Origin of the sequence: Apibacter mensalis, from assembly GCF_001418685.1 — a bacterium.
Lineage (GTDB): Bacteria > Bacteroidota > Bacteroidia > Flavobacteriales > Weeksellaceae > Apibacter > Apibacter mensalis.
Map to the genome: position 1 here is coordinate 103,809 of NZ_LIVM01000004.1, position 12,563 is coordinate 116,371.

Annotated in this window: 14 protein-coding genes; 7 read left to right on the forward strand and 7 right to left on the reverse strand. The window is 31.5% G+C overall.

The window, feature by feature from the left end:
- Positions 1–3: 3 nt before the first annotated feature.
- Positions 4–1,149, forward strand: coding sequence for a porin (locus ASC36_RS03895; protein WP_082435394.1), 1,146 nt, complete (start codon positions 4–6; stop codon positions 1,147–1,149).
- A 156-nt stretch (positions 1,150–1,305) separates the two neighbouring features.
- On the opposite strand, the gene ASC36_RS03900 is transcribed toward ASC36_RS03895, so the two are convergent.
- Together ASC36_RS03900 and ASC36_RS03905 are read right to left on the reverse strand one after the other, a co-directional pair.
- A complete protein-coding gene (locus ASC36_RS03900; RefSeq protein ID WP_055425183.1) occupies positions 1,306–2,301 on the reverse strand; it encodes an AMP-binding protein in 996 nt (331 codons plus the stop codon).
- 84 nt (positions 2,302–2,385) lie between these two features.
- Positions 2,386–3,393 (reverse strand): o-succinylbenzoate synthase, encoded by a 1,008-nt coding sequence (locus ASC36_RS03905; RefSeq protein ID WP_055425184.1) that lies wholly within the window; start codon positions 3,391–3,393, stop codon positions 2,386–2,388.
- A gap of 303 nt (positions 3,394–3,696) precedes the next feature.
- On the opposite strand from ASC36_RS03905, the gene ASC36_RS11055 reads away from it, so the two are divergent.
- The 4 genes from ASC36_RS11055 to ASC36_RS10635 all read left to right on the forward strand — a co-directional run bounded on the left by ASC36_RS11055 (position 3,697) and on the right by ASC36_RS10635 (position 4,511).
- Positions 3,697–3,822, forward strand: a complete 126-nt coding sequence (locus tag ASC36_RS11055; RefSeq protein ID WP_260182341.1) for a hypothetical protein — start codon at positions 3,697–3,699, stop codon at positions 3,820–3,822.
- A 77-nt stretch (positions 3,823–3,899) separates the two neighbouring features.
- On the forward strand, positions 3,900–4,034 hold the full coding sequence (locus tag ASC36_RS10465; protein ID WP_082435395.1) for an endonuclease: 135 nt from the start codon (positions 3,900–3,902) through the stop codon (positions 4,032–4,034).
- Between the two features lie 44 nt (positions 4,035–4,078).
- On the forward strand, positions 4,079–4,222 hold the full coding sequence (locus ASC36_RS11195; protein ID WP_082435400.1) for an endonuclease: 144 nt from the start codon (positions 4,079–4,081) through the stop codon (positions 4,220–4,222).
- Between the two features lie 112 nt (positions 4,223–4,334).
- The gene (locus ASC36_RS10635) at positions 4,335–4,511 is read left to right on the forward strand and encodes a hypothetical protein (protein ID WP_156332308.1); all 177 of its coding nucleotides are present in this window, start codon (positions 4,335–4,337) and stop codon (positions 4,509–4,511) included.
- Positions 4,512–4,704: 193 nt separating this feature from the next.
- Here the strand turns inward: ASC36_RS10635 and ASC36_RS03910 are convergent, their stop codons facing one another.
- From ASC36_RS03910 to ASC36_RS03920, 3 genes are read right to left on the reverse strand one after another with little or no spacing between them, the layout of a single operon-like run.
- Entirely contained in the window at positions 4,705–5,292 is a 588-nt protein-coding gene (locus tag ASC36_RS03910; protein ID WP_055425185.1) for a LutC/YkgG family protein, read from the reverse strand.
- The gene (locus ASC36_RS03915) at positions 5,279–6,676 is read right to left on the reverse strand and encodes a lactate utilization protein B (RefSeq protein ID WP_055425186.1); all 1,398 of its coding nucleotides are present in this window, start codon (positions 6,674–6,676) and stop codon (positions 5,279–5,281) included. Before ASC36_RS03915 ends, ASC36_RS03910 begins: the two co-directional genes overlap by 14 nt.
- A 9-nt stretch (positions 6,677–6,685) precedes the next feature.
- Positions 6,686–7,432 (reverse strand): (Fe-S)-binding protein, encoded by a 747-nt coding sequence (locus ASC36_RS03920; protein ID WP_055425187.1) that lies wholly within the window; start codon positions 7,430–7,432, stop codon positions 6,686–6,688.
- Positions 7,433–7,629: 197 nt separating this feature from the next.
- Between ASC36_RS03920 and tilS the strand changes: the two genes are divergently transcribed.
- Complete coding sequence (gene tilS / locus ASC36_RS03925; RefSeq protein WP_055425188.1) at positions 7,630–8,919, forward strand: tRNA lysidine(34) synthetase TilS; 1,290 nt, start codon at positions 7,630–7,632, stop codon at positions 8,917–8,919.
- A gap of 96 nt (positions 8,920–9,015) precedes the next feature.
- The gene (locus tag ASC36_RS03930) at positions 9,016–10,332 is read left to right on the forward strand and encodes a YihY/virulence factor BrkB family protein (RefSeq protein WP_055425189.1); all 1,317 of its coding nucleotides are present in this window, start codon (positions 9,016–9,018) and stop codon (positions 10,330–10,332) included.
- 146 nt (positions 10,333–10,478) lie between these two features.
- Here the strand turns inward: ASC36_RS03930 and ASC36_RS03935 are convergent, their stop codons facing one another.
- Together ASC36_RS03935 and ASC36_RS03940 are read right to left on the reverse strand one after the other, a co-directional pair.
- A complete protein-coding gene (locus tag ASC36_RS03935; RefSeq protein WP_055425190.1) occupies positions 10,479–11,888 on the reverse strand; it encodes a right-handed parallel beta-helix repeat-containing protein in 1,410 nt (469 codons plus the stop codon).
- A gap of 52 nt (positions 11,889–11,940) precedes the next feature.
- Entirely contained in the window at positions 11,941–12,543 is a 603-nt protein-coding gene (locus tag ASC36_RS03940) for an outer membrane beta-barrel protein (protein ID WP_141656193.1), read from the reverse strand.
- Positions 12,544–12,563 lie beyond the last annotated feature (20 nt).

The window sequence follows — 12,563 nt, forward strand, 5'->3', positions numbered from 1 at the left end:
TTTATGAATAACTTAAGTATTACGAAAAAAATTCTCATTGCCGTTAATTGTTTGTTTTGTTTGTCAATGTTCGGACAACAAACCAATTTAAATTCAGGAGAGTCAGGAGAGAATACTCCCAATGAATCATCTTTTAAATCTATATTGGACAAATTGTTGAAAGATGACAAAATGTTAAATATCATGTTTGATACTCGTGTAGATTATCAAGCTACATTTAAAGGAGATAAAACGGATCAAAGCAGTTTTAGAGGAAATACTGTAAAATTGTGGTTTGAAGGAGAAATAGTACCGGGTTTTCGTTATAGAATACGTCATAGACTCAATACACCTCAAAATGCATTATACAGAGATAACTATTCATCCGCAACCGACCAAGCTTATTTTGAGATAGATGCAGGTAAAAGATGGACATTCAGAATAGGTAAACAAGCAGTACAATTTGGTACTATTGAATTTGACTATAATGCTGCCGACGTCTATTTATATACTATGACATATAATGATTTAGATGCTTATAAGACAGGGGTTAATGTAGCTTATAACATAGCAGGGCAAACGCTGAATTTACAGGTAGTAAACTCTGATGCTCCTCAATTCTCTAGCGAAAAATATAAAAATAAATCCTTAGCAGGATTATTCTTATGGGAAGGTAGCCTTTTTAATAATGCCCTTAGAACCCGATACGGATACGGAGCATTCCAACACGACGCGAGTAAATACTATAATTGGATAACCGTAGGTAATCAAATCAATATTCAAAAATTTACAGCAGAATTAGATTGGTATATGGGGGACCGTGATATGAATTATGGTGATTTAGTGCAAAATGAAGATTTAGGATCAAGACACGTAAGAGATAATTCTGTTTCTGTTAATTTAAAATATGATTTAGGAAAGATAAAACCACTTATTAAAGGAGTATGGAATAAAAGAAGGGATCAAATAAATTCATCTTCTTATATTAATGGAGGTATACAAGCCGCAGTAGAATATTATCCATTTACAGATCCGGCAATAAAAGATTTAAGATTCCACCTTATGTATGCGTATAATAGAACCAATTTTAATGGAATATATAATGGTTTAGATGGAATTAATGGTAATCAAATTATCGCAGGGATGCGTTGGTTCTTGAAAATTAAATAAAATTGTACGATTATACTTACATATTTTTGACAAAAAAGCCTTATAATTGATTTATAAGGCTTTTTATTTTTTGTAAGAACATATTTTAAAAAAGAATCTAAGCCTGATGATATAAATTTTAACATTGTGAAATTTTAAAATTTAATAGAAAATTTCTTAAATTTTTCGTATTATCTTTCCGGTAGGAGTTTTAGCAAAGCTATCTACATAAATAAATTCTTTTGGCTTTTCATATTTATTATCAAAATTGAAATCTAGAATTTTTTCTTCAAGATCAGTATCTTTTTTTCCGGCTATGATAATCACTACTTTATTACCTAATAAAGGGTCTTTTATAGAAGATATAATAAAGTCTGAATCAATAACAGATTTTAACTGTTTTTCTACTTGCTCAGGAAATATTTTAATTCCGCCGGAATTAATAACATTATCAATTCTTCCTTTCCATTCAAATTCATTTTCAGAAATGATGGATATTAAATCATTAGTTTTAATTTCTTCATTTAAAAAAGGAGGAAGAACACATAGACAACCTCTTTCATCTACACGTATTTTGGTGTTAGGCATAAGCTTGAAAACCGGATGTTCTTCATGGTCCGATATTTTCTTTAAAGCTATATGAGAAATCGTTTCAGTCATGCCAAAAGATTCATAGATATCGGTAGATTGATTTTTCAATTGGGATACTAACTGAAAAGACGGCTGAGCTCCGCCCACAATCAGTTTTTTTATAAGATAAAGCTTTTCCAATGAATTTTCAACTTGCATGGGAGTCATGGCAGAAAAGGTAAATATCATATTGAGATTTTCAAGAGGATGAGATGTAGGTTCAATGCAATAAAGGTGAAGTTTCCAAACTAGGGCTCTTACTAACATCATCTTACCGGCAATATAAGAAGAAGGCATACAAAGAAGAGCACGATCATTAGCTCGGAGATTTAAAAAAGTACCCGTCATCTTTGCACTTTCTGCCATCGCTTTTTTTGTAAGCTTAATATTTTTAGGAGTTCCGGTAGAACCGGATGTTTTTGTAGTTATGGTGGTTGAAGGAGAATACCAATCCTTTAAAAAATCAACAATATCCAATTGCCATTTTTCTTGACAAGGTATAGTATCCGGATCTATCTGTTTTGAAAAATTCAGATCAATCATACGTAATTATTTCTTTATGTATTATAAAATGATTAAATTCAATAAATCTGTTGAAGACCGATATAAGGATTGCCAAATACCTATCTATGGATTATAAAACAGATATTCACCTCTTACAGAAAGTTTTGAAGGAAAATTATTAGTATATAAACTTCCGGTACCCAAACCTTGTGGTATATCCTTGTGGAATAAAGCGGTCCATTGAGCTATGGCATTTAATCCTATATTGGACTCCAAGGCAGAAGTAATCCACCAGTCAATATTTTTAGCTTCAGCAATTTCAATCCATTCTTCAGATCCTTTCCATCCACCTATTAAAGAAGGTTTTAAAATAATATATTGAGGATTAATTAATTCTAAAGTTTTTTCTTTTTGATCTTTAAAAAATTTACCTATCAATTCTTCATCCAAAGCAATGGGAGTAGGGGTGTATTTGCATAAATCAGCCATTAGATTTTCGTTTCCGGCTTTAATAGGCTGTTCAATAGAATGAATTTGAAGTTTGGCGAGCCGGTCTAATACCTTTTTAGCTTCCTCATAAGTAAATCCCCCATTAGCATCCACTCTTAGTTCCAGTTGAGAAGCGGAAAATTCTTTACGTAAATTTTTCAATATTTTATGTTCTTCTTCCCAGTTAACACCTATTTTAAGCTTGATGCAACTATAATTTTGTTCGAGTTTCTGTTGGATCTGTTCACGCATGAAGTCCCAATTTCCCATCCAAATTAATCCGTTAATTTTAATACCTTGTTTTCCTTCGGTAAATTTTGAAGAAAAAAACAATCCGTTTTTTTTTCTTTCAATTTGAGCAAATATCTGCTCAATACCGAATTGTATAGAAGGGAATTCTTGACAATTTTTAATCAAAATTTCCTTTCCTTCATTTATATGATCACATACCCATTGAAGTTTAGGCTCATATTCCATTTCGCAATCAGCGCTTAAACCTCTAAAAAAACTACATTCTCCTATATATTCTGAATGGGTATCTTGAACTTTTAAAAGATAAGTAAGCTTTGAATTTAATGTTCCGCGTGAGGTACCGGCCGGACGTTTAAATAGTAATTCGTAAGAGGTAAAACTTGCATGCATCATATAAAAAAATAATTATAATTAATAAGAGATTTATCTTAACTTGAACATAAATTAAAAACTTTATCAAATTTTTTATTAACGCTAAAATTACGAATAATATGAAGAAAATTTTATTATTTTGGATTGTACTAAGTACTTGTTTTTTATTCTCAGCAAATTGAGATATAAAAAATAAAAATTAAGTCTATTCTATTACATTATTACGCAGGCGCATACGGTACGGGATATGATTTAAAAACACTTCTGAAAGAAATCGTTAAACAGAATCATATTCTAATTGGATATAGAGGATTGTGAAATTTGTGTAAAACCACGACTGCTTTCGGAGATCGATGGTATGAAAACGACGATACTGTTTTAGATATAAATTCTGAGGTGTCTAATGAAGCCGATCCTTACAAATTCCAGTTTGGTGAAGATCCATAGGATAATTATAATAAAGAAGGAGATTGTTATAACAGAGAGAATCTTATACCGCAATCTATTTCTAAAAAAAAGATCCTATGATATCAAATGCCTTTCATATTTGGTCTAAGGATGATAAAGTAAATGCAATGAGAAGGGATTATCCATTTGGAAAAGTAGGAAACTATAAACGAGTATCAAAAAATGGATCAAAAAATAGGAGACAATGCTAATTCAGGTTATTCTAAGGAATATATAGTGTGTAGCTTTTGAAACCATAGACGAGTTTAAGGGAGATATAGCTCAAGCATTTTTTTATTTTGCGACCTGCTATGAAGACGAAATCAGCTCCCGGAGTTTTTATATGTTTAATAAATCCAAAAATCAAGTATTTACCGACACTTTTAGAAATATATTGTAGACTTGACATAAGATGGATCCTGTCAGCAATAGGAACATAACCATGAATGAAGTTATCTTTGGTAAACAAAAAAAATCGCAATTTTTATATTGATTGTCCTGAATAGGTAGGAATGGTATGGGGCGACAATTTAGATGTTGAAAACTTAGAATATCAACCCGGAGACTTTTTGGAAATTTATTTTACTCTTTACATGGAAACCGGATATATTAGGTCTAACGATACTCAATCCAAAGTAAAAAAAAGTGCTGGTATTTTCTTTAAACAGAACTTTATTACAAACAATTGATAACCTACATACTAACAATTTTTAGACAATTTATATTCAAAAATCCGGTAGCCATATAATGAAAGTTATGGGAGATGATTTTAGAGTTAACATAAAGGTAATTATTAAATAAAAATATTATAAAAATTATTAAAAAAAGGGGTAAAATGTTTTCCCCCTTTTTTTTAGTTCTAAAGAATATTTATAGAACATTTTACATAAAAAATACCGATAGACTTCTAGCTCCTTGCGCTCCCCGAACCATAACGGCTCCTATGTCAGCAGTCGCAGAAGGTCCTAACATAAAGCATCCGTAATTATTTTCACGAAGATTTATTCTTGCATAAGCCTCATACATGTCTCGAACTATTTCCTGTGGCTTTAATAAAATAATTAAATGCTGTGAAAGAAATCCTAAAGAGGTAATTATCATATCTTTTTCAGTCAACCATACCATTCCATTTTCGGAAACACCAAATTGTGCCCGAATGATACCAACATCCACATCATCCAATTGATGAGGATCCGTTATTTCAGATAAATCTTTGTTTCCCGAAAACTCAACAGCAGACGAGCAAATTACTTTTGCTTGTGGATGCAATTCTTTAATTTTGTTTTTCCCTTCCTCAATAGAATTAATAGTGAAGCAAGTACCGGCATTCAAAATCAAATTATCCTTAAATTCTTCAACTATATCTTTGTTACTTTTTGGAAATGAGGGAATTTCAGGATAAGGATATATTTTCCCTTGTGGCTTATTTTTACGAATAGCCTCTAATATATGTTCTTTAGTACTTATCATTTTTTTCTTTTCTGTTTTTAATATACCAATCTCTGAACGTATTTTTAGCCATAGAAAACATTTTACGTTCTTGAGTCCAAGGATTTAAACTACTGTATATAAGAAAATCAGGAACCATAGGTAAGGCCTTTTCTGCAACAGTCTCCATAGTTCTGAATAAATGAGGGTGCCCGAAAACAGTTCCGGCCGCTTCAAGTGCATATTTTCGGTTTGATGGCATATATCCCTTATCGACAACCAATTGTCTCCATTTATAAATTTGATCTGAAATGTCAATTTTTACCGGACAAACATCAGAACACGAGCCACATAAAGTGGAATGATACGGAAGCTCTTTATATTTTTCAAGGTCAAAAGTCGGACTTAAAATAATTCCGATAGGTCCCGAATAAGTTGATTCATAAGATAAGCCACCGCTTCTTCTGTAAACAGGACAGGTATTCATACATGCTCCGCAACGTATACATTTAAGAGAGGTCCAAAAATCTTCCATGCCTAAGCGGTCCGATCTTCCATTATCGGTAATAATAATATGTAATTCTCCATTTTTTCGAGGTCCTGTAAAGTGTGAGGTATATTGCGTTGCAGGAGTACCCAGTGCGCTTCTGGATAACAGGCGTATAAAAATTCCCAGATCTTCAACTTTGGGAATTATTTTTTCTATACCTATACTTGCAATATGGAGTGGAGGTACTGATGCTCCTATATCAGCATTTCCTTCATTGGTGCAGACTACAAAAGTGCCGGTTTCAGCTATTGCGAAATTGGCACCGGTCATACCTGCTCCCGCTCGTAAAAATTTAGGTCTGGCGTTGTTTCTCATGGCTTCGTTCAAAGAATGTGCATCGGTATCATTGGGATCGGTTCCGATTGTTTTAGCAAAGAGTTGGGCTATATCCTCCGTAGTTTTTTCTATGGCGGGCATCACAATATGAGCCGGGGGTTGGTGAGATAATTGCTGAATTCTTTCACCCAAATCAGATTCGGTAACTACAATTCCTTTGGATTCTAAAAAGCTTGACATTTCACACTCTTCTTGAAGCATTGATTTGCTTTTTATAATTTCGGTTACTTTTCTTTCTTGTAAAATATTATAAACGATTTCATTATGTTCCTGTGCATCCCTTGCCCAGTGAACGACAGCGCCTTTTTTGGAGGCATTTTCAGCAAATCTATTTACATATTCATCCAGATGAGATAAGGTATGTTCCTTTATTTTAGATGCTAATTCTTTGAGTTCTTCCCATTCAGGTATGGATTGGGCAATTCGATCTCTTTTTAACCGGGCATTCCACAGGTTTTCATCATGTTTCTTTTCGTGTATACTATCTTGATTTATAAAATCTGCTGAATTTTTTTCAATGTTGACAATTTTCTTTTTCATTTTCAAAGTTTAAAATGGACCTCCGTTAAGAACTTGAGCTATATGCAGAAATGGTAAATGAGTAATACCATTTTTTAGAGCTATCCCTTTTTGATGCATTAAGCAAGACATATCGGGAGAAACTACATATTCCGCTCCACTGGTTATATAATCTGAAATTTTGTCTTTACCCATTTTTCCACTTACTACTTCATCAGTCACACAAAAGGTTCCTCCAAAACCACAACATTCGTCCGGCCGACTCATTTCAGCTAGTTCCAATCCCTCTATCATTTTCAATAGATTAGCGGATTTATTATAAGGTATTCCTATAATTTCCGAAGGTTTAGCAATGCCCAACCCTCTAATGGAGCTGCAACTATTGTGTAAAGCTATTTTATGATTAAATTGAACACCGGGAAAACTTTTAACCTTTATTATGTCGTGTAAAAATTCTACCAATTCATAGGTGTTTTTTCTAACTTGCTTTACTTCATAGGTTTGCTCCAAATTATCAAAATGTAATCGGACCTGTTTTACACAACTTCCGGCAGGACCAACGATATACTCATATTCTTTAAAATTTTGAATGAAGAGTTTTTGTGCCGCTTCTGCACTTTTAAAATCGCCTTCGTTGGACATGGGTTGACCGCAACAGGTTTGTTCCATGGGATATTCTACATCCAAGCCCAATTTTTCCAATAATTCCAAAGTTGCTATACCTACTTCCGGATAAATGGCATCGATATAGCATGGAATAAATAAACCAATTTTCATAATAGATTTTTATATTTATAGATAATTTCATTATTTATAATCATTCTAAAGTATATAATTGTATGAATTTATATTATTTTTATATTTTATTGCGATAGCAAAGATTGTGCTTAATAAGAGGTTTTTGTCAAATTTTTTTTCAGCTATCTTTGTTAAAAATTAAAATTCTGATATTTACTAATTTGTTCGGATAAAATATGAAGTTAACGGATTCATTGAATAATTTTACTATAGAAAAAAAATATTTACTGGCAGTGAGCGGAGGGGTAGATAGTATGGTATTGTTGCATTTATTAAATAATTCTCCTTACCGCTTTAGTGTGGTTCATTGTAATTTCCAGCTTCGAGGAGAAGATTCAAATTTAGATGAGAAGATGGTGAGTAAGTATTGTAATGATCATGAAATTGAACTTTTCGTAAAATCATTCGACACTTTACAAATTAAGAAAAATCGAGAATCAATTGAAATGGTTGCCAGAAATTTAAGGTATAGCTATTTTCGGGAACTGATAAAGGGATATCATTTTGATTATCTCATTACAGCGCACCATCTGAATGACAATGTAGAAACTTTTTTCATTAATTTGTTAAGAGGTTCAGGAATTAAGGGGCTATCCGGGATGCAAATGGACACCAATTGTATTTTAAGACCATTATTACCTTTTACAAGAAAAGAAATTATAAAATTTGCTCGAGAGAATGCAATATCTTGGAGAGAAGATGCTTCTAACCATACCCTTGAATATTTGCGAAATAAAATACGACATAAGATTATTCCCGAACTTATAGATATATCTCCCGACTTTCTACATCAAGTAGAAAAAAGTATGAGTATTTTACATGAAACTCAAACTTTTTTGGAATCCAAGGTTAACGAGCTACAAATAAAAGCTGAAGTGTTTGTTGAGGAAGGAATAAAGGCTTATTCATTAGAGAAGCTTCTACAAGCTGATTTTATTTTGTCATATCACCTACTTTCCGGTTATGGATTTACTAACAAAAAGGATTGTATAAATATTCTTACTGCCAAGACAGGTAGAATTTTTGAATCTCAAGGGTATAAAGCTTGGGTAGATAGGGGAAAATTATTGGTAACAAATAGAAAAAATTCAAAGATTTCTAATATCAATCTTTTAATTCATTCTGTTCCTTTTGTATTAAAGCAACCGTTTGAATTTACCTGTTATGTGGTTGAGGGTGATAAACCTATGGATGGTGAAAGTGTTGATTTTGAAAAGATAGAATTTCCGTTAATTTTAAGAAACTGGAAGGAAGGTGATTTTTTTTATCCTATTAACGGGCTAGGAAAAAAGAAAGTAAGTAAATATTTAAAAGATCATAAAGTATCAAATTATCAAAAGGAGAAAGTACTTGTTTTATGTAATAATTCGGGAGAGATTATTTGGTTAATAGGGTTTCGTTTAGATGATCGGTTTAAAATTTCAAATTCCACTCAGAAATTTTTATATTTAAATTACAAAGCATAATTTGTTTAAATACTAATTACCCAAGTAAATATTTTCTTATTTTGATGGAGTAGGTATTATGTTTGTATCTCTTACAATAAAATTAAGAAGTATTTTATGTATTCTAAGATAAATAAAAAAATTAAAAGTGTAATACATTTTTTAACCTATGATATATGGAGGGTTAACGGAAGCGATGGCCCTCATGTAAAAATTAATTTTATAAATATAACTAAAACCTTTTTACTGACTTTTAGAAATATTAATGGATCGCAGATTAATACACGTGCAGCAGCTTTAACATATGATTCTCTTTTATCTATTGTTCCTTTATTAGCAGTATTATTTGCAATTGCCCGTGGATTTGGTTTTCAAAACTTAGTGGAAACTCAGCTATTTCAATATTTCACCGGGCAAGAAGTAGCTCTTTCCAAGGCTATGCAATTTATAGACGGATCCATTGACTATGCCCATGGGGGGATGTTTTTAGGATTAGGAATTATAATCCTATTTTATACAGTAATAACTTTATTAACGAATATTGAAGATAATTTTAATATCATATGGAGAATAAAAAAAGGCAGGAAATTTTCTCAACAATTTACTGATTATTTAGCTTTAATTCTTATTGCCCCTTTATTTTTGATTTGTAATGCCGGATTATCTATTTTTTTAAATTCAACCACCAATATCCATATTATCGGTACGGTAATTAGCCCGATAGTAAGATTGATATCCTATGTTATTATTATCTTGCTTTTTACATTTTTTTATATATACATTCCCAATACTAAAGTCAAACTCAGTGCTGCATTGTTAGGAGGTATAGTTAGTGGGAGTTGTTTTCAAATATTTCAAATACTGTACATTTCAGGACAATTTTGGATTACGAAATATAATGCTATATACGGAAGTTTTGCAGCATTACCCTTGTTGATGCTATGGCTTCAATTAAGCTGGTTTATTTGCCTATTTGGTGCTCAATTATCATTTTCCTATCAAAATGTAAATAAGTTTAGCTTTGAAAAAGAGATTACCAATATAAGCAGGAGGTATAAAGATTTTATACTTTTAATGATTACTACACTCATTGTTAAACGATTTGAAACCGGTAAAAAGCCATATACGGCCGATGAATTGTCTGAAACTTATAAAATACCCACTCGGTTAACTAATGATTCCTTATACTATTTGTTACAAGTAGGACTAATCGTAGAGACCTTAACGGAAAATGATATGATAGTTGCATATATACCCGGAATCGATATAAATCATATTACCATTACCTATTTTTTCAACAAGTTGGATCAATACGGTTCTGAAAATTTTAAGATAAATATAGAAGGAGATATAAAAAATATTTGGGAAAAAACATTAGAAATAAGGAATATGATTTATGATCATGAAAGCGGAGTCTTACTTAAAGATATTTAAGAATTGCTTATTTTAAAATTTTTTGGCAATACCCCTAAATATTTATAATTAAAATTATTTCGAGAAAAAACAACCAGCTAATAGTATATAAAGTTGTAACCTCTAATTTGATTTTAGGCATAATTCCGTCCTCGATTCAAAAATTATTATTCTTGATAAGCTCCTAATGCAGGATCACTAGTTCTCGAAATTCCATTAATATCTTCCGGAATCGCCTTTGCATAGTTTACATTCCCTTTACCATAAGCTGGAGAGCCTAAATTAAGACTAAGTAAGCAATCAGAATATCCTGTTTTATAAAGTAGAGGATCTTCATTAAGAATCGTATTTATGAAATTGTCATCCGTTTCTATATTTATACCATTGGAAGTATTTTTAATCAGATTAGTATCAAAAGTATAAATAAAAGGAGCATGTACATTTTTATCTAAATATAAGCTATTATAATTTCTTACCCAGAAAATACAATTTTTAAAGGAAGCTTTCAGTTTATTATATTTAATTTCACCGGATTTTTGATAAGAGTTGGATAAGTAAACAGAATATCCGGCACCAGCATTTAAATACCAATAGTTAGCGAGAGTGCAATGGATAAAATCGTAATTTCCTCCATATTCTACTATAAGATCAGAAGTACCACAATTATTTATCGCAAGATTTTTTCCTTCAACATTTCCTCCAACAGAATGTATTCCTCCGTACAAAAAATTATAAATCTTTGAATTGGCAATTGTCAAGTGAGCATTTTCTTCTAAATAGAAGGCGTTATTTCCCCCTTTTATTAACAAATGATTAATTTTTCCCGATGAATTATTAGCCAGATAAATTTGATTCCAATTACCGGGGAGTGAATCATATTTTGTTTCGTGTCGATCTCCTCGAATTAATACTTCATGATTCAAGGAACCATCTATATTAAGTTGGCTGCCTGAATCAATAATTATATTTGCATTTTTATGAAGGTATATTTTAGTTCCTTCCGAAACAGACAACTTGGCACCATTTGTAATTTTCAAGTTTCCATATATAACCTTGGATTTTGAATTGTTCCAAACTAAATCGCTTGTTATTTCCTTAGTTCCTGATTTAGAAAAGTAAAATTCCGCATCTTCTACCAAAGAAAGTAATTTAACTTTTTGTGTGTTACCTACTGTTATAAACAGTAAGTCCTCATCTGCTAATGCTTCGGAAGTACTAACGGTTTGAGGTGCTATTTCAATAAAAATGTATAAGCTATCCTTGGCTCGTAAGGGGATATTTTGAAAACTATTTAGATTTGAAGAATTTCCAGGATTTCCGTCAACATTAATTTTAAATTGCGAACTCGAACCTTTTTCGAGATAAATCCTAGGAATTACGACATCATCGTTTTGTTGATTATAGACTTTAAGCACGTATGTTTCTGATCGAACAGTTGAAAATACTGTGTCTAGCATGACCGTATCCTTTGAAAATCTAAGCGGTTTAGAAGCAGACTCATAATTATAATCATCTCTGCATGAAAAAAATGTAAGTATTAAAAAAGACAAGAATAATATAAAAGATAATTTTTTCATATCAATTTTATAATGAGGATATAAGTAAAAATAAGAGAGAAGGATTCAAACTTTAGAATTTATATCCTACACTTACTACCAGTGAATTTTGTCTTTTTTCTAATTTAAAAGCTTCACCGGTACGTTTCTTAACAAAATTAGTTTGACTTTTATTAAACCCGAATTCGTAGCGCACATCGAAAGTAAGTTTAGCTAAATCAAATCCGCCCCCTACTTGACCGGCAAGTGAAAAATCGTCTGTTTTAGTCTTTCTTATTCCTTTTAAAGAAATATCTTCATTTAAAGAAATTGAAAAAACAGGACCCGCATATAACCGGGTAACTTCTAAAAATTTAGAACCCAATAGAATAGGAATATCCAAACGATTAGAATGTGCAGTAAATTCACCATCATCACTATAATCGAAATTAGTTTTCATCGATGAAAAATAAATTTCAGGCTGGATAAACCAATCAATAAATTTTATACGACTAAAAAATCCGGCGTGCCATCCAATATTATCTGTGGCTTTACTTTCCTTACTATTGGTTACTGTCTGTTTTAAGCTGCCTTTATACCCAAATGCCATTCCTGCTTTTGCTCCAAAATCCACTTGTTGCGCATAAGTAATTATTGAAATAAAAAGTGAAAATAGTATCGGAATTAGTCTTTTCATAGGAAATGTTTTTTGCTTAA